Origin of the sequence: Pseudomonas sp. Pc102 (assembly GCF_018408275.1) — a bacterium.
In the GTDB taxonomy this organism is placed as follows: Bacteria; Pseudomonadota; Gammaproteobacteria; order Pseudomonadales; family Pseudomonadaceae; genus Metapseudomonas; species Metapseudomonas tohonis.
Map to the genome: position 1 here is coordinate 4,728,158 of NZ_AP021905.1, position 24,079 is coordinate 4,752,236.

A 24,079-nucleotide genomic window follows, 5' to 3' on the forward strand; every position below is an offset into this window, starting at 1 on the left:
GCGATGAAATTCTTTACCAGCCAGCAGTACGTGCAGAGCCAGCGTCTGCTGCGCGGCCAGGCGCCCTCCTACGAGCGCCTGCAGGCACGCCTGGCGGAAGAGCACAAGGACGAACAGGCCGAGCAGGTCCAGGTGCTGCATTGCGGCTGGGGCCGCCTGCTGCTGGGCCACACCTACCCGGACCCGGCGAGCCTGGCCCGCGAGCTGCTGGCCGAAAGCCCCGGCGAACGCGACATCGCCCTTTACGTGGCCGCGCCCCAGCAGGTGCTGGCCCAGGCCCCGCAGCAGCTGTTCCTCGACCCCTCCGACACCCTGCGCCTGTGGTTCACCGACTACCGCCCGGCGCGTCGGGCCTTCAGGGGTTTTCGCATCCGTCGCGCCCACAGCGAGGAGGACTGGCAGGCCATCAGCCAGCTGTACCGCAGCCGGGGCATGCTGCCGGTGGACCATGACGCCATAACCCCGCGCCACCAGGGCGGCCCGGTGTACTGGCTGGCCGAGGACTCGGCGAGCAGCCAGGTGGTCGGCAGCGTGATGGGCCTCAACCACCGCAAGGCCTTCCACGACCCGGAGGGCGGCTCCAGCCTCTGGTGCCTGGCGGTGGACCCGCAATGCAACCGCCCCGGCGTCGGCGAGGCGCTGGTGCGCCACCTCATCGAGCACTTCATGAGCCGTGGCCTGGCCTACCTCGACCTCTCGGTGCTGCACGACAACCGCCAGGCCAAGGCGCTGTACTCGAAACTCGGCTTCCGCGACCTGCCAACCTTCGCCATCAAGCGCAAGAACGGCATCAACCAGACGCTGTTCCTCGGCCCCGGCCCGGAGGAGGACCTCAACCCCTACGCGCGCATCATCGTCGACGAGGCCCACCGCCGCGGCATCGAGGTGCGCGTCGACGACGCCCGCGCGGGGCTCTTCAGCCTCAGCCAGGGCGGGCGCAGCGTGCGCTGCCGCGAATCGCTGTCGGACATGACCAGCGCCGTCAGCATGACCCTGTGCCAGGACAAGACCCTCACCCACAGCACCCTGGCCCGCGCCGGCCTCAGCCTGCCGGCGCAGCGCCTGGCCGGCACGCCGGAGGAGAACGCCGCCTTCCTCGCCGAACATGGCGCCCTGGTGGTCAAGCCGGTGGACGGCGAGCAGGGCAATGGCGTGGCGGTGAACCTGCGCAGCGCCGCCGAGGTGGAAGCGGCCATCGACAACGCCCGGCGCTTCGACAGCCGCGTGCTGCTGGAGAGCTTCCACCAGGGCCACGACCTGCGCATCGTGGTGATCGGCTATGAAGTGGTCGCGGCGGCGATCCGTCGCCCGGCGGAGATCGTCGGCGACGGCCAGCGCAGCATCCGCTCGCTGATCGAGGCGCAGAGCCGCAGGCGCCAGGCCGCCACCGGGGGCGAAAGCCGCATCCCCCTCGACGACGAGACCGAACGCACCCTCAGGGACGCCGGCTACGGCTACGACGACGTGCTGCCCGAGGGCACCCACCTCGCCGTGCGCCGCACCGCCAACCTGCACACCGGCGGCACCCTGGAGGACGTCACCGGCATCCTCCACCCGAGCCTGGGCGAGGCGGCCGTGCGCGCCGCCCGCGCGCTGGGCATCCCGGTGGTGGGGCTGGACCTGCTGGTGCCCGCCGCCGACCAGCCCGACTACGTGTTCATCGAAGCCAACGAGCGGGTCGGCCTGGCCAACCACCAGCCGCAGCCCACCGCCGAGCGCTTCATCGACCTGCTGTTCCCCCTCAGCCAGCCGCTGTCCTGAGCCCCGGGCCCACGGGCCCGGTTTCTCGCCAAGGAGACGCCATGACTGCCAGAAAACTTCCCGAACCGGACATGAACTACCTGCGCCAGGTGCTCCTGGAGATGCTCGCCATCCCCAGCCCCACCGGCTTCACCGACACCATCGTGCGCTACGTCGCCGAGCGCCTGGAGGAGATGGGCATCCCCTTCGAGCTGACCCGTCGCGGCACCATCCGCGCCACCCTGCTGGGCCGGCAGAAGAGCCCCGACCGCGCCGTGGCGGCGCACCTGGACACCATTGGCGGCATCGTCCGCCAGATCAAGGACAACGGCCGCCTGGCCCTGGCCCCGGTGGGCTGCTGGTCCAGCCGCTTCGCCGAAGGCAGCCGCGTCAGCGTGTTCACCGACACCGGGGTGATCCGCGGCAGCGTGCTGCCGCTGCTCGCCTCGGGCCACGCCTTCAACACCGAGGTGGACAGCATGCCGATCAGCTGGGACCACATCGAACTGCGCCTGGACGCCTACAGCTCGACCCGCGCCGACTGCGAGTCCCTCGGCGTGTGCATCGGCGACTTCGTCGCCTTCGACCCGCTGCCCGAGTTCACCGAGAGCGGCCACATCAGCGCCCGCCACCTCGACGACAAGGCCGGCGTCGCCGCGCTGCTCACCGCGCTCAAGGGCATCACCGAGGCCAAGCTGGTGCCGCCCATCGACTGCCACCCGCTGTTCACCATCACCGAGGAGATCGGCTCCGGTTCCGCCGGGGCGCTGCCGTGGGACGTCAGCGAATTCGTCGGCATCGACATCGCCCCGGTCGCCCCCGGCCAGCAGTCCAGCGAGCACGCCGTCAGCGTCGCCCTGCAGGATTCCGCCGGTCCCTACGACTACCACCTCTCGCGGCACCTGCTGAAGCTCGCCGAGAAGAACGTCATACCCGTCCGTCGCGACCTGTTCCGCTACTACCACAGCGATGCCCAGTCGGCGATCGCCGCCGGCCACGATACCCGGGCCGCCCTCCTCGCCTTCGGCTGCGACGCCACCCACGGCTACGAGCGCACCCACATCGACAGCCTGGAAGCCATGACCCGCCTGCTGGGCGCCTACATGATGAGCCCGCCGGTGTTCGCCAGCGACGCCGACGCCGCGCAGAACTCCCTGGAGCCGTTCAGCCATCAGCTGGAACACACCGCGCAGATGGAAAACGACACCCGCGTACCGACTGTCGGAAGTCTCGTCGGCAAGGGCGAAAGCGACGCTTGAAGGCCACCTCACATAAAGGCAAAGTGCCAGGCCACGGGTGATAAAAACAATGGGGTGAAAGGATGCCTCGCCTCTGTCTGGCGCTCTTGCTGTTCTGCCTCACCGGCCAGGTCTGGGCGCTGCAAAGCGCGCCCCTGGACCGCGAGGACCTGCGCCTGTCGCTGAGCCCCTTCATGGGCTACCTGGAAGACCCCGAGGGCAAGCTGCAGCTCGCCGACCTGCGCCAGTTGCCGGACGAGGCCTTCACCCCGGTGCACGGCGAACACGCCAACATGGGCAAGAACAGCTCGGTCTGGTGGTTCAAGGTGCGCCTGGTCAACAGCCGCCAGCACCCGCTGTCGGGCTACCTGGAAGCCAACTACCCGCTGCTCGACCACATCAAGGTCTTCCTCTTCGAACCCGACGGCCACCTGCAGGAGCAGGAGAGCGGCGACAGCTTCGCCTTCGCCCAGCGCCCGGTGCAGGTGCGCAACTTCTGGTTCCCCCTCGACCTGCAGCCCGGCACCAACACCCTGCTGCTGCGGGTGGAAAGCACCAGCACCCTCTTCGTGCCGCTGTTCTTCAGCACCTACGGCGCCAGCGCGGCGGCGCAGGAAAACCTCATGGGGTTCAACGGCGCCTTCTACGGCGTGCTGTTCGCCATGTTCTTCTACAACCTGTTCCTCTACATCTCGCTGCGCGAGTCGGCCTACCTCTGGTACCTGGCCTACAACCTCAACGTCGGCCTGCTGGCCGCCTGCTTCGACGGCATGCTGTTCAAGCTGCTGCCCGAGCACGTGGCCTTCCAGTCGGTGAGCATCTACATCCTCATGTACCTGCACTGCCTCACCGCCGTGCAGTTCAGCCGCCACTTCCTCCACGCCAAGCAGTATTTCCCGCGCCTGGACACGGCGCTGCGGATGGCGATGCTGGCGACCCTGGCGGTGTTCGTCTCGGCGCCGGTGATCGGCCTGCAGGCCTGGAACATCCTCGCCAGCCTCACCGTCTCGGCCGTCTCGCTGCTGCTGCTCCTGGCCGGCATCTACGTCTGGCGCCGGGGCGTGCGCTACGGCTCCTACTACACCCTGGCCTGGGGCATCCTGCTGTTCGCCTTCATCCAGGCCACCACCGGCTCGCTGGGCGTGGAGGTGCTGGGCATCTTCGGCGCCACCGTGGTGAAGATCGGCGTGACCATCGAGCTGATCACCCTCTCCATCGGCCTCGCCGACCGCATCAACACCCTCAAGGAAGAAGGCTTCCGCTCGCGCCAGGCCGCCGAGCAGGCGCACGTCGAGAGCCGCGCCAAGAGCCGCTTCCTGGCCAAGATGAGCCACGAGATCCGCACCCCGCTCAACGGTGTGCTGGGCATGCTGCAACTGCTCAAGGAAACCCCGCTGGACCGCAGCCAGCGCTTCTACGTCGACACCATCTCCAGCTCCGGCAGCGCCCTGATGGCGGTGATCAACGACATCCTCGACTACGCCCGCATCGAGTCCGGCAAGCTGACCCTGGAACACATCGAGTTCGACCTGGAGCAACTGCTCTCCGACACCCTCAGCCTGTTCACCGCCCAGGCCCTGGACAAGCGCCTGCGCCTCTACATCAGCCTGGAGAGCGGCGTGCCGAGGCGCATCAAGGGCGACCCCACGCGCCTCAAGCAGGTGCTGATGAACCTCTTGAGCAACGCCCTCAAGTTCACCGCCGAGGGCCATGTGGCGCTGAACGTCTGCCGCCGCTCCAACTCCCTGGGCGAGCCGCACCTGATCTTCGCCATTAGCGACAGCGGCATCGGCATCCGCAACGAGGCGCTGTCCCAGCTGTTCGACTCCTTCGCCCAGGGCGACTCCAGCACCACCCGCCGCTACGGCGGCAGCGGCCTGGGCCTGGCCATCAGCAAGGAGCTGGTGGAAATGATGGGCGGGCGGATCGAAGTGCAGAGCACCCCGGGCCAGGGCACCCGCTTCGCCTTCGACATGCCCCTGCAGGAAGGCACCGAGGAAGACGACGAACTGCTGCGCCTGCTCAAGGGCAAGACCGCCCTGCTCACCTCCCTCGACGGCCTCGGCCTCGACGCCCTGAGCCGCCTGCTGGGCCGCTGGGGCATGCGCACCGAGCGCTGCCAGACCCCCGAGCGCCTGCACGAATACCTCGACGACTTCGCCGTGCCGCCGCTGCTGGTGCTGGTGGCGCCCTGGCCGGGCAGCGCCGCGCACTGGCTCGATTCCCTGCGCCCGCGCCTGGAACCGGGGCAGCGCATCCTCCTGCTGTGCCCGCCCGAGCAGTGCCAGAACCTGCCCCAGAGCAACGGCCTGCGCCTGATCGCCATGGCCCAGCCGCTGGCCGTGGTGCCCCTGCGTGAAGCCCTCGCCGACCTCTACCAGGAGCGCCGCCAGGAGCCGCGCCCGATCCTCAGCGAGGCCTTCAGCGACGCGGGCTCGGCGCCCTGCATCCTGGTCGCCGAGGACAACCCGGTGAACCAGCTGGTGGTGCAGGGCTTCCTGCGCAAGCGTGGCTACCGCGTGCGCACCGTGGCCAACGGCGTGGCGGCGGTGAACGAATACGAGCGCGACCCGGCGGGCGTGCAGCTGATCCTGATGGATTGCGAGATGCCGGAGATGGACGGCTTCGAGGCGACCAGGCGCATCCGCCAGTTCGAGCGCAGCCGCCAGCTGCCGGCGGTGCCCATCGTCGCGCTGACCGCGCACATCCTCGACGAACACCGCGACGCCGGCGCCGAGGCCGGCATGGACGACTTCCTCGGCAAGCCGCTGGACAGCGCCCTGCTCTTCGCCACCCTCGACCGCCTGCTGGTGCGCCAGGGCCAGGAGCACTCGGCCTGAGGCGACGCCCGCGCATGGCGTCGCGGCGGCCATCGCGCTAGGATCGCCGCCTGCCCCCGAGGTCCATCATGCTGATTCCCCACCACCTGCTCGAAGCCGACACCCTGACCCGCCTGATCGAGGACTTCGTCACCCGCGACGGCACCGACAACGGCGACGAGACCCCGTTGGAAACCCGCGTCGCCCGCGTGCGCCACGCCCTGGAAAAGAAGCAGGCGGTGATCGTCTTCGACCCCGACAGCCAGCAATGCCAGCTGATGCTGCGCAGCGAAGTGCCGAAGGAGTTGCTCGAGTCCGGCGAAGACGAGTAGCCCCACGAGGCGGAGCCCGGCCCCGCCCCGTGGCGCGCCTTACCGGTCCTTCTCGCAGTTGACCATCCACGGCACGCCGAAGCGGTCTTCGAACATGCCGAAGCGGGCGGCCCAGAAGGTCGCCTCCAGCGGCATCTGCACCTTGCCACCGGCCGAGAGCGCGGCGAACACCCGCTCGGCTTCCTTGATGGAATCGACGTTGAGCGACACCGAGCAACCGCGGATGCCGTCGTAGGGGTGTTCCGGCGTGGTGTCCGAGGCCATCAGCGATTGGTCGCCGAGGCAAAGGCAGGCGTGGATGGCGCGGTCGTGGAACTGCGCGGGCACGTGCTCGGCCGCCGGGGATTCGCCGAAACTCATCACCTGCAGCTCGCCGCCCAGGGTCTGGTGGTAGAACTCGAAGGCCTCGCGGCAGTTGCCGGCGAAGATCAGGTAGGCGTTGATTCGCATGGTCGTCTCCCTACTGCGGCTTGCCGGTGGCCATCTGGGCGCGCTGGCGTTCTTCCTGCTCACGCAGCTCGGGCGTGAATTCGGCGCCGAAGTCCTCGGCGGTGAAGATCTGGCGGATCTCGATGTCCGAGTCCCCGGTCATCGGGTTGGGGCAACGCTTGACCCACTCGATGGCCTTCTCCAGGGATTCCACTTCCCAGATCCAGTAGCCGGCGACCAGCTCGCGGGTCTCGGCGAAGGGGCCGTCGGTCACCGTGCGGCTGCTGCCGGAGAAGGTCACCCGCGCGCCCCGGGAACTGGGGTGCAGCCCTTCGCCCGCCTGCATGATGCCGGCGTCGATCAGCTCCTGGTTGTACGCGCCCATCGCGGCGAGCAGCGCCTCGCTGGGCATTTCGCCGGCTTCGGATTCCTTCGTTGCCTTGACCATCACCATGAATCGCATCGTGTCGCTCCTTCTGTCAGGTTTCATGCCCGCCAGGCTGGCGGTTCTGTCCATTAGTCGAACGGGCTTCGCCGGTTTCGACAGCCCCTCGAAGAAAATTCGCGCGCATCGGCTCCCGCATGGATGCACGCGGGCGCGGAGGCGAATCACAGCTTAGTGGGTGTTGGGAATCACGCAGCTGACAGGAGGGTCGGAACGCCGGAAGGCGCTCCGTGGATGCGCGATTGGAGCCTCCTGCCAGCGCCGCGAACGTCCGCCGCCAGGAAACCAGCCGGATGAGCGGGGAAAACCCGCCATCCCTCAGTGCAACGGCAGGCGGATGCGGAACTCGGCACCACCGAGGCTTGAGTCGTCCAGCGCCAGCTCGCCGTCGAAGCTCTCGACGATGTCGCGGACCACGGCGGTGCCGATGCCCTGTCCGGGGTGCTGGGCGTCGAGGCGCTCGCCGCGCTTGAGGATGCGCGCACGCTGGTCCACCGGCACGCCGGGGCCGTCGTCCTCCACGCGCAGCTCGCAGAAGCCGGCACCCTGCACGGCGCTGACGCGGATGCGCCCGAGGCACAGGCGGTAGGCGTTCTCCAGCAGGTTGCCAAGCAGCTCCAGCAAGGCGCCCTGCTCCACCGGCACCTCGAGGGTGGGCTCGAAGGCGCGTTCGACCTGCACCTTCTTGTCGCGGTAGACCTTGTCCAGCGCCTCGCAGAGCAGGTCGAGCAGCGGCGCCAGGCGCACGCGGTGGCGCACCAGGCCGCTCTTGCGCAGGGTGGCGCGCTGCAACTGGTAGTCGACCTGCTGGCTCATGCGCTCGATCTGGCTGCGCAGCACGTGCGCCTGCTCGGGGTTGGCCGACTTGTTGATGGTCTCGCTGACGCCCTGCAGCACCGAGAGCGGGGTCTTCAGGCTGTGGGCCAGGTCGTCGAGGGAATTGCGGTAGCGCTCGCGCTGCTGGCGTTCGCTTTCCAGCAGGCGGTTGAGCGAGCCGGTCAGGCGCAGCAGTTCGCGCGGGTGCTCCTCGCTGAGGGAATCGCGGGCGCCGGCTTCCACCTGGTCCAGCTCCTCGCTGAGCCGGCGCAGGCTGCGAAAACCCCAGGTGAGGCCGAACCAGAGCAGGGTCAGGAGCAGCAGGAGCGCGGCACCGAGCCAGAGGTAGAGCTGGTGGACGAAGCCGTCGTGCATCACCTGGTAGTCGCTCATCGGCTGCATGGTGACCACGCTGAAGGCGGCGGCCTGGCCGCGCAGCAGGTCGATCTCCACGTCGTAGACGAAGAACTCGCGGCCGCGCGTGTCGTGCACGCGGGTGAACTCGTGGCCGCGGCCGTCATAGCGCGGCTCGTAGTGCACGCTCTCGTCGGTGGAGGAGCGCGACTGCCAGACCAGCCGGCCGTCGCTGTCGTAGATGTAGCCGAGCTGCGTGGCGTCGAGGTTGTCGAATTCCTCGTCGGGCAGCTTGTCCGGCATGTCCAGGCGCCCGTCGACGATGCGCGCGGCGGCGATCAGGGCACTGGCGTCGGCGGCCAGGCGCTTCTCGATGGCCTGGTCGAGGGCGTAGTCGAAGGCGCTGCGCAGCAGGGGCAGCAGCACCAGCATGAACAGCACCGCGAGCGCGGTGGCGCCCAGCATCAGGCGCAGGCGCAGGGAGAACCCGGCGCGGCGGCGGGGGCCGGCGGTGCGACTCAACGGCAGCGCTCGGTGAACAGGTAGCCCTGGCCGCGCACCGTCTCGATGGGCTTGAAGCCGTGCTCGCCTTCCAGCTTGCGACGGATACGGCCCACCAGCACCTCGATGACGTTGGGGTCGCGCTCCTCGTCTCCGGGATACAGCTGCTCCATCAGCCGCTCCTTGGCCACCACCTGCTGGTGATGACGCATGAGGTATTCGAGGATGCGGTATTCGTAGGCGGTCAGCGCCATGGGTGCGCCGTCGACCTGCGCCTGCTTGCGGTTGAGGTCGAGCAGCAAGGGGCCGGCCTCGATGGTGGACTGGACGAAGCCCGAGGAGCGCCGCAACAGGGCATTGAGGCGCGCCTCCAGCTCCTCGAACTGGAACGGCTTGACCACGTAGTCGTCGGCACCGGCGGCCAGGCCTTCGACCTTGTCCTGCCAGTTGCCGCGCGCGGTGAGTATGAGGATGGGAAAAACCTTGTCGCTGCTGCGCAGCTGGCGGATGAGGTCCAGGCCGCTCATGCCGGGCAGGCCCAGGTCGATCACCGCCAGGTCGTGGTGGTACTCCTTGGCGCGGTACAGCGCCTCTTCGGCATCGGCCACCGCGTCGACCACATGCCCCTGCTCGCCGAGGCGCGTATGGAGGTGATGGCGCAGCAGCGCCTCGTCTTCCACAACCAGCAATTTCATCTGCATTTCCTCAGGCAAGGGCCGGGCACTGGGCCCGGCCGTGCGTGGCACTGGTCAGAACTTGTAGCTGGCGCCCAGGTAGGCCTGCGAGCTGCTGTGCAGGTCCAGCGAGCCGAGCTTGTCGCCGCCATGGGGCGCGACTTCGGTACTGGCGTTGGTGCGCAGGTAACGATAGCCGGCCTCGATGGAGGTGTTCTTGTTCAGCTGCTGGAGGATACCGGCCTGCAGGCCCGCTGCGTAGCCGATGTCGCTGTCGCGGCGCATGCCGGTACCGTCCTGCTCCAGCTTGACCAGGCCGAGGGTGGCGCCACCGAACAGCTTGGTGTTGTTGTCACCCAGGGGCAGGAAGACGTCGTAGCTGCCGAGCAGGTTCTGCTGGCGCAGCTTGTTGCCGCGGTCGGTGTCCGAGAAGTTCTCGTAGGTGGCGTAGTAGCGGCCGTTGTCATCCATCTGGCCGGCGCGCACGCCCCAGGTCCCGGTCTTGTGGATCACCTTGTCCAGGCTCGGGTCACCCAGGTTGGCATTGAGCGCCGAGGAGTTCTGGATGTTGTTGTTGGTCTGGCCCCAGGTGAGGCCGATGAACGGGTCGGCGGCCTGGGCGGACGCAGCGGCGAAGGTCAGGCCGGCGGCGATGAAGAGGGGGTTCAGGATGGCTTTCATGAGGCGTTCCTCCGATGGATTTCGATTCGTGCTTGAACACGGGAGCCATCTTGCCGGCGGGGCACTGAACAGCCCCTGAACCCCCGCTGAACCTCGGCTGAACGACCTGCAATGGACGCAAGGACGCGCGCGGGGTTCGGCACACACCGCCATCCCCGCGAACGCGGGGACCCACTGAACGCGCCGCCCCGGGGCAAAAAAAAACGGGAGCCCCCACAAGGGCTCCCGTTCTCGATTCAGAGAAAACGCCCGGAGTCGACCAGTGGCCAGGACTCCAAGCTACAACCTCACCTGCGTTCCAGAAGAAACGCGACGCTAGTCTGGCAAATAGGCCGCCAGGCATCCGTTTAGCTTTGGTAACCCGATTGCAAACATATGTAACCGGCGCGGGCGCTGGCTCCGGCCGGGCCGGCACGGCAAAATGCGCCCATGACGCCTTCCCTCCCCGCTTTCTGCACCCCGCTGGATGCCGATTGGCCCTTCGCCACGGCGCTGCCCGGCATCGCCCTGCGCGCCTGTCGCTTCGACCCGGCGCAGCTCGCCGACCACGACTTCGACCGTTGCGCCATCGCGGCGCCCGCCAATATCCAGTGCTCGGTGGCCAAGCGCCGCGCCGAGTACCTGGCCGGCCGTCTCTGTGCCCGCGCGGCGCTGCTGCCGCTGACCGGCCGGGCGGAGGTGCCGGGCACGGGCGAGGACCGCGCGCCGGTCTGGCCGACGGGCATCAGCGGCTCCATCACCCACGGCGCCGGCTGGGCTGCGGCCCTGGTGGCGCGCAAGGCGGACTGGCGCGGCCTGGGCCTGGACATGGAGCAACGCCTGGAAACCGGGCGCGCCCTGCGCCTGGCCGAGGAAATCCTCACCCCCGCCGAGCTGCAACGCCTCGCCCTGCTTCCCGCCGAAGAACAGGCCGAGCGCGTGACCCTGACCTTCTCCCTCAAGGAAAGCCTGTTCAAGGCGCTCTACCCGCTGGTGGGCAAGCGCTTCTACTTCCACGACGCCGAGCTGCTGGCGGTGGACGACAGCGCGCGGACGGCACGCCTCGGGCTGCTGATCGACCTGGCTGGGGAGTGGATGACGGGCAGCGAGCTGGAGGGGCATTTCCAGCTGTATGACGACCGCCTGCTGAGCCTGGTGGCGGTGCGCTGAGCCGTCTAGATCAGGTCTCGACGTAGGATGGGTCGGGCGGCGTTCCGCGAGGTACGAAACCCATCGCTTCGGAGTGATGGGTTTCGCGGAGCTCTACCCATCCTACGTATTGAACACCCGTAGGTTGGTGCCGAGCGCAGCGAGGCCCAACGGTGCAACGCCCGACGTCGCTGCGTTGGGCTTCGTACCTCAGCCCAACCTACGGGGCTAGATCCCCATCGCCCTGGCGGCGGGGCCAGACCAGGCTGAAGCGCGCGCCGCCGAGGGTGTCGCTGCGGCCGATCTGTGCGCGGCCGGCGTGCCAGTAGATGATCCGCCGCACGATGGAGAGCCCCAGGCCATGGCCGCCGGAGGCGCGGGTGCGGCTGTCGTCGAGGCGCAGGAAGGGGGTGAAGATGCGCTCCCAGTGGCTTTCCGGCACGCCGGGGCCGTCGTCCTCGACATCGATACGGCAGCGCTTGTGGCCGATCTGGTAGCTCAGCCGCACGCGCGCTTCGGCGTGGCGCATGGCGTTGCTCACCAGGTTCTGCAGGGCGCGGTGCAGGTAGCGCGGCTCGGCCTCGACCCAGGCACCCTCGCCGCTCGCGGTGAGGCACTGGCCGCGCTCCACGCGCACGGCGACGCGCAGCGGGGCGAGCTCGGCGATCACCTGGTCGAACAGTGCATCGAGGTCCACGCGCTGGAAGTTCAGCGCCGGCGTGCCCTGCTCCAGGCGGGCGTAGGTCAGCATCTCGTCCACCAGCTTGTCGAGTTCCTGGATGTCGCCGTCCATGCCCTCCATGTACTTGCGCCGGGCGTTCTCGGTCTCCGCGTCGGCGATCATCTCCAGGCCGAAGCGCAGGCGCGCCACCGGCGTGCGCAACTCGTGGGAGACCGCGCGCACCAGCTCGCGCTGCACCGACAGCAACTGCTGCAACTGCTCGGCCATGCCGTTGAACGCGGCGGCCAGGCGCCCCACCGAGTCGGCGCCCCTGGCCGGCACGCGGGCGTCCAGCTTGCCGTGGGCGATCCGCGTGGCCGCCGCCTCAAGCCCCAGCAGGCGGCGCTCTAGCTGGCGCACCAGCAGGTAGATGGTGAGGCCGATGAAGCTCAGGCCGAGCAGGCCGATCAGCACCAGCAGCTCCGGCGGATAGGGGTTCATCAGGTACAGCGGGCCGATCTCCAGCACCCAGGGCGTGTCGACGATGCCGGCGAAGATGCGCACCGAATCGCCGCCCTTGCCCAGGGCCATCACCGTGTCGCCCTCGTCCACGCGGCGACGCTGGTCTTCATCGAGGTCGGCGTCCTTGAGGGTGATCAGGTGCAGGTCGAAGCCGAACTGCTTGCCCTCCTTCAATGCCGCCAGGCGCTGGGGCTGCTCGCGCACCGGGAAGCGCACCAGCTCGTCGATCAACAGGTAGACGGTGGCGCGCGCCAGCTGCTCGCTGATCTGCTGCACCTCGCCGGTGAGCACCAGGTGCTCCTGCTCGCTCACCAGGCTGTAGACCTTGGCGGCGTGGGGGCCGGTCTGCTCCACCAGCACCTGCTTGCGCAGCACGCGGCTGCGCACGCCGCTGTCGAGGCGGTCCTCGTCCAGGTCCTGCAGCGCCAGGGGGATGCCCATCAGCCGGCTCCAGAGCACCAGGGCGCGGCGCCGCTCGATGGCGGTCATGGGTTCGAGGTTGTCGGACATCAGGCGGAAGGTGCCGCGCGCCAGGCTCTCGCGGTACTGGTCGGCGCGCACCTCGTTGACCTGGTGGAAGGTGAACACGCCCAAAAGCGCCACCAGCACCAGGGTGATCAACAGCCCGCCGTAGATACGCAGGAAGATCGAGTTCATCGCCGCTCCCCGGGGCGGTCGAGCAGGCCGAAGCAATCCAGGCTGAGGTAGCGGCCGTCCTTGTACTCGCACTCGCGGCGCACGCCTTCGTGGACGAAGCCCAGGCGTCGCAGCAGGCCGCTGCTGGCCGCGTTGTCGGTGTCCACCACCGCCTCGATGCGGTGCAGGCGCATGGCATCGAAGCCGTGGCCGATCGCCGCCTCCAGGCATTCGCGCATCACCCCGCCGCGCCAGTGCTCGGGCATCAGCCAGTAGCCGAGCTCCGCGCGGCGATGGCCGTGGTCCCAATCGTGGTAACCGCAGGCGCCGAGCAGGTGCTGGGGATCATCGCGGTTGCAGATGCCCCACCAGATGCCGGTGCGCTCGCGAACCAGCGAGCGGTACCAGTCCATCTGCACCCGGGTGGCCTCCAGGCTGTCGTAGGAGACGCCGTAGTAACGGATCACATCCGGGTGGGAGAGGCCCAGGAAGATGGCGCGGGTGTCGGCCGGGCCAATCTCCCGCAGGCGGAATCGGGTGGTTTCGAGGGTGGGGAACATGGCGCTCTCGGCTGGACGATGGGCACCGTCATCCGAAGCCGGGCGGCACCGCATCCTTATATAGGGTTCAAAGCAGGCCTTCGGCCGCCTCCCTGACGAAAAGATAGCCCTTGCTGCGCACCGTCTTGATCAGGCGCGGGTGCATGGGGTCGTCGCCGATCTTCGGGCGGATGCGCGAGATGCGCACGTCGATGGAACGGTCCTGACCGTCGTACTCGATGCCGCGCAGGGCGTTGAAGATCTCCTCGCGCGAGAGGATGCGCCCGGCGTTGGCCGCCAGCAGCCAGAGCAGGTCGAACTCTGCGCTGGTCAGCTCGATGCTGCGCTCGTTGAGCCAGGCCTCGCGCATGGCGTTGTCGATCACCAGCGGGCCGAACTCCAGGCGCCGCACATTCTCCTCGACGGGCTCGGACAGGCCGCCCTCGCTGCGCCGCAGCAGCGCGCGGATGCGCGCCAGCAGCACGCGCGGGCGCACCGGCTTGCACACGTAGTCGTCCGCGCCCATCTCCAGGCCCAGCACCTGGTCCATGTCGTCGGTGCGCGCGGTGAGCATGAGGATGGGGCCCTCATAGCGGCCACGGACCTTGCGGCAGATGGACAGGCCATCCTCGCCGGGCAGCATGAGGTCGAGCACCACAAGGTCGGGCTGCTCCTTGAGAATGCGCGCCACGGCCTGGCCACCATCGGACTCGATGGCCACTTTCAGGCCGTTGCCCTCGAGGTATTCCCGGGTCAGCTCGGCCAGTCGTTGGTCGTCCTCGACGATGAGGATGCGCCAGGATTCTTGCTCCACCACGTACTCCTAATGAACTGCATCAAGGCCGTGAAACGGCGGCATTGTAGCAACGCCCCGCATTCTGCACAGTGCATGCCAAAAACCCCACGAAACACTAGATATTGTGTTAGCTTGCGCACAGCCCGACATCCTCGGAACAGCCCGTTCCAGAGTGTCGCAGCCGCGACGAACGGCGTACGCCAGGCCCCACGAGGGCTACCGCAAACTCTCCCCGCCTCACCCACAATTCACCCACAAGTTATCCACAGCTTTTCCAGTTCCCCTCGCCTTGCAATACCCCCAAGAGCGCATTATCTTGTACCCCCATCACGCCAGACCCCTACATATTGGGTTTGGCTAGATCACGGGGCACAATCAGAATCAAGCACGAAATGCCTTTTTCCAGGCTTCGAACCCCGTGATCCATTAGGAGTCCAACCCGCTGCGCGGCCCCGACCGACAGTGCCGGCCCGGGACACGAATGACGTGACTGGAACCGGAAGAAAGGTGTACCACCCCAGGGTGACGCACCACTAGGTATTGTGTTTGTCGCTGCGCCTTAACACAGCGACCTTAGACTTGCTGGGCCAGGGAGGCATTCGAGTCCCCTGCCCTTCCTGCCTTGTAGTAAGCGCCACGAACCCGGCCCCGGCCGAGCCAGCGGCGTTTGTAAAACGGAATGACGGACGCTCACGCGCCCGACTCAACAAATAGAGAACATGGAGACCCCCATGCAGACCGAAACCACTCGCGAGAACCCGCAGGCCAACGCGCCGCAGGCAGCCGATTCCACCCAGGATCTGGCCGCCACCGCGCCCGGCCAGCTGCGCGTGATCAAACGCAACGGTACCGTCGTGCCCTACACCGACGACAAGATCACCGTTGCCATCACCAAGGCGTTCCTCGCCGTGGAAGGCGGTACTGCCGCTGCCTCTTCGCGTATCCATGAAACCGTCGCGCGCCTGACCGAACAGGTCACCGCCACCTTCAAGCGTCGCATGCCCTCGGGCGGCACCATCCACATCGAAGAGATCCAGGACCAGGTCGAACTGAGCCTGATGCGCGCCGGCGAGCAGAAAGTCGCCCGTGACTACGTCCTGTACCGCGAATCCCGCGCCCAGGCCCGCAAGAGCGGCGCCGCCGAGATCGCCCAGCCGCACCCGAGCATCCGCGTGACCCGCGCCGACGGCAGCGTCGTTCCGCTCGACCTGGGCCGCCTCAACACCATCATCAGCGAAGCCTGCGAAGGCCTGGCCGAAGTCGATGGCGCCCTGATCCAGCGCGAAACCCTGAAGAACCTCTACGACGGCGTGGCCGAGAAAGACGTCAACACCGCCCTGGTGATGACCGCCCGCACCCTGGTGGAGCGCGAGCCGAACTACTCCTACGTCACCGCCCGCCTGCTGATGGACACCCTGCGTGCCGAAGGCCTGGGCTTCCTCGGCGTGGCCGAGAGCGCCACCCACCACGAGATGGCCGAGCTGTACGCCAAGGCCCTGCCGGCCTACGTCGAGAAAGGCGCCGAGTTCGAGCTGCTCGACCCGCAACTGAAGACCTACGACCTGGAGAAACTGGGCCGCGCGCTGAACCACGAGCGTGACCAGCAGTTCACCTACCTGGGCCTGCAGACCCTGTACGACCGCTACTTCATCCACAAGGACGGCATCCGCTTCGAACTGCCGCAGATCTTCTTCATGCGCGTGGCCATGGGCCTGGCCATCGAAGAGAAGAAGGACCGTGAAGAGCGCGCCATCGAGTTCTACAACCTGCTGTCGTCCTTCGACTACATGAGCTCCACCCCGACCCTGTTCAACGCCGGTACCCTGCGTCCGCAGCTCTCCAGCTGCTACCTGACCACCGTCCCGGATGACCTCTCGGGCATCTACAGCGCCATCCACGACAACGCCATGCTGTCCAAATTCGCCGGTGGCCTGGGCAACGACTGGACCCCGGTCCGCGCGCTGGGCTCCTACATCAAGGGCACCAACGGCAAGTCCCAGGGCGTCGTGCCCTTCCTGAAAGTGGTCAACGACACCGCCGTCGCCGTGAACCAGGGTGGCAAGCGCAAGGGCGCCGTCTGCGCGTACCTCGAAACCTGGCACATGGACATCGAAGAGTTCATCGAGCTGCGCAAGAACACCGGTGACGACCGCCGCCGTACCCACGACATGAACACCGCGAACTGGATTCCGGACCTGTTCATGAAGCGCGTATTCGACGACGGCCCCTGGACCCTGTTCTCCCCGTCCGACGTGCCCGACCTGCACGACCTGACCGGCAAGGCCTTCGAAGAGCGCTACGAGTACTACGAAGCCATGGCCGGCTACGGCAAGATCAAGCTGCACAAGACCATCGCCGCCAAGGACCTGTGGCGCAAGATGCTCTCCATGCTCTTCGAGACCGGCCACCCGTGGCTGACCTTCAAGGACCCGTGCAACCTGCGCAGCCCGCAGCAGCACGTGGGCGTGGTCCACAGCTCCAACCTGTGCACCGAGATCACCCTGAACACCAACAAGGACGAGATCGCCGTGTGCAACCTGGGTTCCGTGAACCTGGTGAACCACATCGTCGACGGCAAGCTGGACACCGCCAAGCTCGCCAAGACCGTCAAGACCGCCGTACGCATGCTCGATAACGTCATCGACATCAACTACTACTCGGTCCCGCAGGCGAAGAACTCCAACCTCAAGCACCGCCCGGTCGGCCTCGGCATCATGGGCTTCCAGGACGCGCTGTACCTGCAGCACATCCCCTACGGTTCCGACGCCGCCATCGACTTCGCCGACAAGTCCATGGAAGCCATCAGCTACTACGCCATCCAGGCGTCGTGCGACCTGGCCGACGAGCGCGGTTCCTACGAGACCTTCGACGGCTCGCTGTGGAGCAAGGGCATCCTGCCGCTGGACTCCCAGCAGATCCTCATCGAGGCCCGTGGCCAGAAGTACATCGACGTCGACCTGACCGAGTCCCTCGACTGGGCCCCGGTACGTGCTCGCGTACAGAAAGGCATCCGCAACTCCAACATCATGGCCATCGCACCGACCGCCACCATCGCCAACATCACCGGCGTGTCGCAGTCGATCGAACCGACCTACCAGAACCTGTACGTGAAATCGAACCTCTCCGGCGAATTCACCGTGATCAACCCCTACCTGGTTCGCGACCTCAAGGCCCGCGGCCTGTGGGACCCGGTCATGGTCAACGACCTGAAGTACTACGACGGCTCCGTGCAGCAGATCGAACGCATCCCGCAGGACCTCAAGGACCTGTACGCCACCGCGTTCGAAGTGGAAACCAAGTGGATCGTCGACGCCGCCAGCCGTCGCCAGAAGTGGATCGACCAGGCCCAGTCCCTGAACCTCTACATCGCCGGCGCCTCGGGCAAGAAACTCGATGTCACCTACCGCATGGCTTGGTACCGTGGCCTGAAAACCACCTACTACCTCCGTGCCCTGGCTGCCACCAGCACCGAGAAGTCCACCATCAACACCGGCAAGCTCAACGCGGTTTCCTCCGGTAGCGATGAAGGCTTCAGCGCAGCGCCCGCCGCCGCGCCGGTACCGGCACCCGTGCCGCAAGCGTGCTCCATCGATAACCCCGACTGCGAAGCCTGTCAGTGACAGGTAACGCGCGAATCTGAGCGGCGCCCGCGTTGTTGCCGGGCCGCTCCGGCTCCTCACGTACGGTCGTACGCTCCGGGGCCAGAGCAACCCGGCGCCTAGCGCTCACTCGCTCAGCTTCACGCTGGATCGCAAAAGCCCTCTCCCTTCGGGGAGAGGAGCTCAAGCAGTAAAAGCACCACCCGAATTTTCATGGCCGCTCCCTTATAGGGAGAAGCCACACGCGCAGGCCCAGGCCGCGCAGCAAGACCGAACACCGTCAACCGCGAACGCGGCATCCACTGGGCAGCTGACACAGACGCCCGTGACCAGGCCCCGGCACGACCGGGAGCGGACAAGCAGTTCGGCAGTAGAAAGCTTCAGCGTGCACACACCCACGCACCAATTACCCAGGCCGGCAGAGAACGGCCGAAAAACCAGGAGAGAGGACAGATGCTCAGCTGGGACGAATTCGACAAAGAAGACGCCGCCGCACCCGCCGCCGCCCAACCCAACGCCGCGACCAACGCCGCAGCCGCTGCCGGCGCCGACAAGCTCGATGACGAGGCCGCCGGCTCCGTACAGGACGCCCGCGCCGTATCCGCCGCTGACTCCGACGCCGTCGCCCGCGCCAAGAAGGCCCTCGACGCCCTCGACATCCAGGAAGGCCTGGACGACCTCGAAGGCGCCTCCGCGCGCGTACAGGTCGGCGACAAGCAGATGATCAACGCCCGCGCCGACCTCAACCAGCTCGTACCCTTCAAGTACGACTGGGCCTGGCAGAAGTATCTGGATGGTTGCGCCAACCACTGGATGCCGCAGGAAGTGAACATGAACGCCGACATCGCTCTGTGGAAGAGCAAGGACGGCCTCAGCGAAGACGAGCGCCGCATCGTCATGCGCAACCTCGGCTTCTTCTCCACCGCCGACTCCCTGGTCGCCAACAACCTGGTGCTGGCCGTCTACCGCCTCATCACCAACCCCGAATGCCGCCAGTACATCCTGCGCCAGGCCTTCGAAGAAGCGATCCACACCCACGCCTACCAGTACTGCATCGAGTCGCTGGGCATGGACGAGGGCGAGATCTTCAACATGTACCACGAGATCCCGAGCGTCGCTAAGAAGGCGTCCTGGGGCCTCAAGTACACCCGCTCCATCTCCGACCCCGAGTTCAAGACCGGCACCCCGGAGACCGACCGCCAGTTCCTGCGCAACCTCATCGCCTACTACTGCGTACTGGAAGGCATCTTCTTCTACTGCGGCTTCACCCAGATCCTCTCCATGGGCCGCCGCAACAAGATGACCGGCACCGCCGAGCAGTTCCAATACATCCTGCGCGACGAATCCATGCACCTGAACTTCGGCATCGACGTGATCAACCAGATCAAGATCGAAAACCCGCACCTGTGGGATGCCGCCATGAAGGACGAAGCCACCCAGATGATCCTCCAGGGCACCCAACTGGAAATCGAATACGCACGCGACACCATGCCGCGCGGCGTACTGGGCATGAACGCCGCGATGATGGAGGACTACCTCAAGTTCATCGCCAACCGCCGCCTCACCCAGATCGGCCTGAAAGAGGAATACCCGGGCACCACCAACCCGTTCCCCTGGATGAGCGAAATCATGGACCTGAAGAAAGAGAAGAACTTCTTCGAAACTCGCGTCATCGAGTACCAGACCGGCGGTGCGCTGAGCTGGGATTGATAGAGATTAAAGAAAAAAGTAGTCAAGACCATTAGAAACGCTGTAACCCGAAATGGAATGTTGGGGCAGTGAAAAAGACAGAAGCCCCGTCCTTAGCACGGGGCTTTTTTCTTTCCGTATTGAGTTAGTTTTCTAAACGGAGATACCAATATGATTACGAAACTTAAAATCGACCTTAAAGCTGGGCAATTAGAAGCAGAAGGAAGCGAAGAGTTTGTAGGGAAGCTATATGCAGACTTCATAGCAACGTTGAAACCTTCAGCGACCCCAACCCCAGTTGACTATTTAGCATCTTCCTCAACGACTCCGGTGTCAGACGCTGAAATCTCCAGCCCGGCAACTCATACTCGGCAAAAGAGCAAGCAATCAAGCAAGGGAAACTCACAGCCGCGATCAAAGTCAAAATCCAAAAGAGATCCTGAACTCATTAAAAATCTTGACTTATTCGGTGGCGAAAGCAACGTCTCGCTAAAAGATTTCTGCTCGAAATATGAGCATAAAACCAATTTTGAAAGAAATCTAATATTCTCCTATTACTTAAAAAACATACTAAATCTCGAAACGATAACAACAGACCATATTTTCACCTGCTATCGTCATATAGGTCATAAACTCCCTAAGGCCCTTGAGCAAAGCCTGCGTGATACAGCAAGCGACAAGGGATGGATTGACGCAGACAACTTGGAGGACATTACCGTTTCTATTGCGGGAATTAACCATATCGAGCATGACCTTCCAAAATCAAACGAACAATAATAAATAATCATGAAACTAGAAACGTTTTCTGCAACTGTAGAACTCACAAACAAGAGTGAACTAGAACGAGTAACCTTCTTAGCATTCTACTTTCAAGCAAATAAAGATCAGCCAGAATTCACTATCCCCGACATCTCCTTAATACTAACCAGCCTTGGCTTTGCCAAACCAAACCCTAGCAGGCTCAAGTCAAATATAGAAAAATCAAAGAGCTTTATTAAAGGCACAAGACCAAATAGCTTTAGGCTTTCAGCAAAAAAACTTGCCGCACTAAGAGCGGAACTACCAAATATTTCAGAATCAGAAGAAATAATCTCAGACGACTCATTAATACCAGAAATACTCTTTTCAGAGACAAAGAGGCAATACCTAATAAAATCAGCGCAACAGATAAACTCTGCATATGAGCACAACTTATTTGATGCTTGCGCATTAATGATGAGAAGGCTACTAGAAATACTATTAATTCACTGCTTTGAGCACAAAAAAATAGAGGACCAGATAAAAGACGAAGACGGAAACTACCAGAACCTAAAGACACTGATCAATAAAGCAATATCAAAACCAGAGATAAAACTATCTCAAGAAGCCAAAAAAGAAATAGATAAATTTAGAGAACTAGGAAATCTCTCAGCACACCGAGTTCGATATAACTGCAGACGAAATGATATACAGCCATTCAGAATAGAATACCGAGCCATAGTCGAAGAGCTATTGTATGAGAGTGGACTACTAGATAAGAGCAAATGAAAAACCCACAACTAACCTTATATCTACTTGATACAGGAGTAGGTTATGTAGGGTGGATGACGCTCTTCTCATCCACCAGCTCTTCCACCCGCAACACCAATGGCTCAAGGAGGGGTCATGTCCAACTACCGTCGCGCCCGGATGCGCGGGGGCACCTACTTCTTCACCGTCAACCTGCGTAACCGGCACAGCGACCTGCTGGTCCGCGAAATCCACCTGCTGCGCGCCGTGGTACAGGCGGTCAAACACCGCCGCCCCTTCCATATCGATGCCTGGGTCGTGCTCCCCGAACACATGCACTGCCTCTGGACCCTGCCACCGGGCGACGACGACTTCGCCATGCGCTGGCGCTCCATCAAATTCGCCTTCTCCAAACGCCTGGCCGACACCGAATCCCGCACCGAGGCTCAACGCACCCGGGGCGAGCGCGGCATCTGGCAACGCCGCTATTGGGAACACCTGATCCGCGACGACCTCGATTACCAACGGCATTTCGATTACATCCACATTAACCCGGTGAAACACGGCCATGTGCGGCGGGTGTGCGATTGGCCGTATTCGAGTTTTCACCGGGCGGTGCGGGATGGCCTCTATCCGGTGGATTGGGCCGGCGATGGCGTGGTGGACGACGCTATTCGCTGGGGAGAATAAGGGTGGGATGGGCCTCGCCTGGTGGATGAAAAGAGCGTCATCCACCCTACCCCACCTTCACGTTTCGGCCTGGCCGATCAGCCCTTTCCCACGCGGTAACTGCATTGCCACTTTCCGGGTGCGCCCATAGCCTCCGTACCCGGCGCCTAAGAAACGCCCATCAAGCAGCGGTCCACCGCTCCCGAAAGTTCAGCGGCTTTTTTGTGCTCGCGGCATACTCGCGCACGCAAAAATCTCTGTTATGTCGGGAGTGGACTAATACAAGACCTGAAAGGGGAATACGTCCGGCCCTCTGCTTGGGGTTTTCTTAACTCCCGACGCCAGCAGCCCTAAGAAAGCTGCTTCATCAAGCAGAGGTAATGGATATGCCTGACTCCCTCCACCCCCAACCCGATCAAGAAATCCTCATCCCCACCCTCTTCACCCGCCACAAGCGCCTGCTGCGCGCCGTGTTGCTGGAAGACCAACCCTGGTTCGTGGTCACCGACCTGGCCCGGCTGATGAACCACCCGCCCCTGGCCGAGCGCCTGCCGCACAACCTGGATGACGACCAGATGCAGATCGCCTGGATACGCAACGGCCATGGCGACTTCAAGTGCGAATGGCTGGTGAGCGAATCCGGCGCCTATGCCGCGCTGATCCACTACTACCACCCGGAAAACCGCTGCATCCGCCAATGGATCACCCAGCAGGTGATCCCCTGCCTGCGTGCCGAGCAGCCCCAGGTCGGCCACTGGCCCGTCCGCTCGGTGGCGCAGTGGATGGGGCAGGAGCTGCAGGTGCTGCACTGGCAGGACGTGGTCTGGCTGCCCCTCGAAGACTGCCCACGCCTGCTGCCCCGGCCGCCCCACGTGATCGGCTAGCACGACCGAGGGCTGGAGGTTCCAGCCCTCATCCACCGCCCCTCAGAGCGTGATGGCGGTGGCCGGATAGAACAGCACGTTGAGCCCGAAGAGGATCATCCAGAAGCCGATCTCCAGCGTCTCGGTGATCGGCTGGATGCGCCGGATCGCGCCATACACATGCACCACGAACATCAGCGTGAAGACCAGGAACAGCAAATCGAACGCATAGCTGTACCCGGTGCCCGTGGTAACGGCACGCAGCATGGCCAGCTCGATGATCAGGATGAACGCCCCCAGGCAGCGGCCGAAGTAGATCGCCAGGTGCTGGTGCTCCGGAATTCTCCAGCGCATGAGTCGGGCCCAGGCGATGGGGGCAACGAAGATGGGCAGGGCGAAGAAGAGCGTCGTCACGATCATCAGCGTGGCGAGGTATTCCCGGCTGTATGGCGCGTAGTAACCAAGCATCACAGAACTCCTTGTTCCGTTGCCGCACAGGGCATCGTTATTGTTTTGAGGCGCGTCTTGCCAGCGGAAGAATCGGGATGCGGGGAGCGGCGGGTCAAGGAATTCGCGGGATGGCAGTACCAAGGAAGGTGGCAGCGGCAAGAGGGATGAGGACCTAAGTCGCAACGAGCCCGAGGCACCTTCGCCCCTGCCCGGCGCCCCGGCTGATGACGTACCCATCGCCGCTTCGTACTATCCCGCTCCCCGATTCATCGCCAAGGAATGCATGTGGAGAACAGGACCCGGCGTTGGCCAAAGACACTCGCGCTCAGCCTGGTGACCGCCACGCTTCTGGTTGCCTGGCTCACCACCGGCGTCTACAAGACGCGCTTCGCCGAGGACAACCGCCTGGTCTTCTTCATCAAGCAGCAGCCCTCCTTCCAGGTGGCATTCGTGAACCCCTTCGCCACCGATGCCGACAGCAAGCCCCTCAGCCGGTTGAGCGCGCAGGAGCGGCAGGAGGTGATCGACTACTGCCGCTATCGCCTGGGGATCGAAACCCAATTGAAGACGCAGCAGGAGCTGGATAGCTGCGAGCGACCCTAGCGACCGCTCACTGTCGAAACGCTCATTTGAGCCTGGAAAACCACGTCCCTAGGGCGTGGTCATGAGCCATTGGCTCTGCCTGTGATGATTTGCATTGAGAGCCCGGCAGGATGAACGCGTGTCGTAGGGTGTGCCGTGCGCACCTCCGCGCGGTGCTTCCGGCGAGTCCGAGGTGCGCGCAGCACACCCTACGTCCAGCGTGAGCGGCAGCTGCATGCTCCGAGGTCTGATTGCGCACCCGTCTTGGGGGCCAGACGCAAAGCCAGGTCCTAAGAACGTGGCTTTTTACTCACACCCCGGCCTCAGCGAGGGCCGGCCGCACCGCCGGTCGGCGCACCTCCGCCAGCAGCAGGCAGGGGCTGCGGCACGAAACGATACTGTATAACATTCACAACCTGTTCCCGGAC

21 protein-coding genes are annotated in these 24,079 nt (G+C 64.7%); 12 read left to right on the top strand and 9 right to left on the bottom strand.

The window, feature by feature from the left end; genetic code table 11:
- The first annotated feature begins 3 nt into the window (after positions 1-3).
- The 4 genes from ngg to PHLH3_RS21465 all read left to right on the top strand — a co-directional run bounded on the left by ngg (position 4) and on the right by PHLH3_RS21465 (position 6,129).
- Positions 4-1,761 carry an N-acetylglutaminylglutamine synthetase gene (gene ngg / locus PHLH3_RS21450; RefSeq protein WP_213625709.1) on the top strand — a complete coding sequence of 586 codons (1,758 nt, stop codon included), beginning with the start codon at positions 4-6 and terminating at the stop codon, positions 1,759-1,761.
- Positions 1,762-1,802: 41 nt separating this feature from the next.
- On the top strand, positions 1,803-2,999 hold the full coding sequence (locus tag PHLH3_RS21455) for an osmoprotectant NAGGN system M42 family peptidase (protein ID WP_173172237.1): 1,197 nt from the start codon (positions 1,803-1,805) through the stop codon (positions 2,997-2,999).
- Between the two features lie 62 nt (positions 3,000-3,061).
- Positions 3,062-5,818, top strand: a complete 2,757-nt coding sequence (locus tag PHLH3_RS21460) for a hybrid sensor histidine kinase/response regulator (protein WP_213625710.1) — start codon at positions 3,062-3,064, stop codon at positions 5,816-5,818.
- Between the two features lie 68 nt (positions 5,819-5,886).
- Entirely contained in the window at positions 5,887-6,129 is a 243-nt protein-coding gene (locus PHLH3_RS21465) for a YheU family protein (protein ID WP_173172233.1), read from the top strand.
- A 39-nt stretch (positions 6,130-6,168) separates the two neighbouring features.
- Here PHLH3_RS21465 and PHLH3_RS21470 read toward each other — a convergent pair whose 3' ends face one another.
- From PHLH3_RS21470 to PHLH3_RS21490, 5 genes are all read right to left on the bottom strand, one after another.
- Entirely contained in the window at positions 6,169-6,579 is a 411-nt protein-coding gene (locus tag PHLH3_RS21470; RefSeq protein WP_213625711.1) for a VOC family protein, read from the bottom strand.
- Between the two features lie 10 nt (positions 6,580-6,589).
- Entirely contained in the window at positions 6,590-7,021 is a 432-nt protein-coding gene (locus PHLH3_RS21475) for a YciI family protein (RefSeq protein WP_213625712.1), read from the bottom strand.
- A 300-nt stretch (positions 7,022-7,321) separates the two neighbouring features.
- The gene (locus PHLH3_RS21480) at positions 7,322-8,638 is read right to left on the bottom strand and encodes an ATP-binding protein (RefSeq protein ID WP_213630642.1); all 1,317 of its coding nucleotides are present in this window, start codon (positions 8,636-8,638) and stop codon (positions 7,322-7,324) included.
- Positions 8,639-8,691: 53 nt separating this feature from the next.
- Positions 8,692-9,369 (bottom strand): response regulator, encoded by a 678-nt coding sequence (locus PHLH3_RS21485; protein ID WP_213625713.1) that lies wholly within the window; start codon positions 9,367-9,369, stop codon positions 8,692-8,694.
- Between the two features lie 54 nt (positions 9,370-9,423).
- Entirely contained in the window at positions 9,424-10,029 is a 606-nt protein-coding gene (locus PHLH3_RS21490) for an outer membrane beta-barrel protein (protein ID WP_173172225.1), read from the bottom strand.
- Positions 10,030-10,458: 429 nt separating this feature from the next.
- On the opposite strand from PHLH3_RS21490, the gene PHLH3_RS21495 reads away from it, so the two are divergent.
- A complete protein-coding gene (locus tag PHLH3_RS21495; protein ID WP_213625714.1) occupies positions 10,459-11,178 on the top strand; it encodes a 4'-phosphopantetheinyl transferase superfamily protein in 720 nt (239 codons plus the stop codon).
- Positions 11,179-11,377: 199 nt separating this feature from the next.
- Here PHLH3_RS21495 and PHLH3_RS21500 read toward each other — a convergent pair whose 3' ends face one another.
- The 3 genes from PHLH3_RS21500 to PHLH3_RS21510 form a co-directional block, all read right to left on the bottom strand.
- Entirely contained in the window at positions 11,378-12,997 is a 1,620-nt protein-coding gene (locus PHLH3_RS21500; RefSeq protein WP_213625715.1) for an ATP-binding protein, read from the bottom strand.
- Positions 12,994-13,536, bottom strand: a complete 543-nt coding sequence (locus PHLH3_RS21505; RefSeq protein ID WP_173172219.1) for a GNAT family protein — start codon at positions 13,534-13,536, stop codon at positions 12,994-12,996. The genes PHLH3_RS21500 and PHLH3_RS21505 overlap by 4 nt, the downstream gene beginning before the upstream one ends.
- Before the next feature lie 67 nt (positions 13,537-13,603).
- Positions 13,604-14,329 carry a response regulator gene (locus PHLH3_RS21510; RefSeq protein WP_213625716.1) on the bottom strand — a complete coding sequence of 242 codons (726 nt, stop codon included), beginning with the start codon at positions 14,327-14,329 and terminating at the stop codon, positions 13,604-13,606.
- Positions 14,330-15,042: 713 nt separating this feature from the next.
- Between PHLH3_RS21510 and PHLH3_RS21515 the strand changes: the two genes are divergently transcribed.
- From PHLH3_RS21515 to PHLH3_RS21540, 6 genes are all read left to right on the top strand, one after another.
- Positions 15,043-17,931 carry a ribonucleoside-diphosphate reductase subunit alpha gene (locus PHLH3_RS21515; RefSeq protein ID WP_213625717.1) on the top strand — a complete coding sequence of 963 codons (2,889 nt, stop codon included), beginning with the start codon at positions 15,043-15,045 and terminating at the stop codon, positions 17,929-17,931.
- 432 nt (positions 17,932-18,363) lie between these two features.
- Positions 18,364-19,620 carry a ribonucleotide-diphosphate reductase subunit beta gene (locus PHLH3_RS21520; RefSeq protein ID WP_111263367.1) on the top strand — a complete coding sequence of 419 codons (1,257 nt, stop codon included), beginning with the start codon at positions 18,364-18,366 and terminating at the stop codon, positions 19,618-19,620.
- A 150-nt stretch (positions 19,621-19,770) separates the two neighbouring features.
- The gene (locus tag PHLH3_RS21525) at positions 19,771-20,376 is read left to right on the top strand and encodes a hypothetical protein (protein WP_213625718.1); all 606 of its coding nucleotides are present in this window, start codon (positions 19,771-19,773) and stop codon (positions 20,374-20,376) included.
- 9 nt (positions 20,377-20,385) lie between these two features.
- Entirely contained in the window at positions 20,386-21,126 is a 741-nt protein-coding gene (locus PHLH3_RS21530; protein WP_213625719.1) for a DUF4145 domain-containing protein, read from the top strand.
- Positions 21,127-21,243: 117 nt separating this feature from the next.
- The gene (locus tag PHLH3_RS21535; RefSeq protein ID WP_213625720.1) at positions 21,244-21,777 is read left to right on the top strand and encodes a transposase; all 534 of its coding nucleotides are present in this window, start codon (positions 21,244-21,246) and stop codon (positions 21,775-21,777) included.
- Positions 21,778-22,142: 365 nt separating this feature from the next.
- Positions 22,143-22,640: a BRO family protein gene (locus PHLH3_RS21540; RefSeq protein WP_244862923.1), complete on the top strand. Its 498-nt coding sequence runs from the start codon at positions 22,143-22,145 to the stop codon at positions 22,638-22,640.
- Between the two features lie 42 nt (positions 22,641-22,682).
- Here PHLH3_RS21540 and PHLH3_RS21545 read toward each other — a convergent pair whose 3' ends face one another.
- Positions 22,683-23,087 (bottom strand): hypothetical protein, encoded by a 405-nt coding sequence (locus PHLH3_RS21545; RefSeq protein WP_173172207.1) that lies wholly within the window; start codon positions 23,085-23,087, stop codon positions 22,683-22,685.
- A 267-nt stretch (positions 23,088-23,354) separates the two neighbouring features.
- Here PHLH3_RS21545 and PHLH3_RS21550 point away from each other — a divergent pair, with 267 nt between their 5' ends.
- Positions 23,355-23,672 (top strand): hypothetical protein, encoded by a 318-nt coding sequence (locus tag PHLH3_RS21550; protein WP_244862924.1) that lies wholly within the window; start codon positions 23,355-23,357, stop codon positions 23,670-23,672.
- Positions 23,673-24,079: the final 407 nt, after the last annotated feature.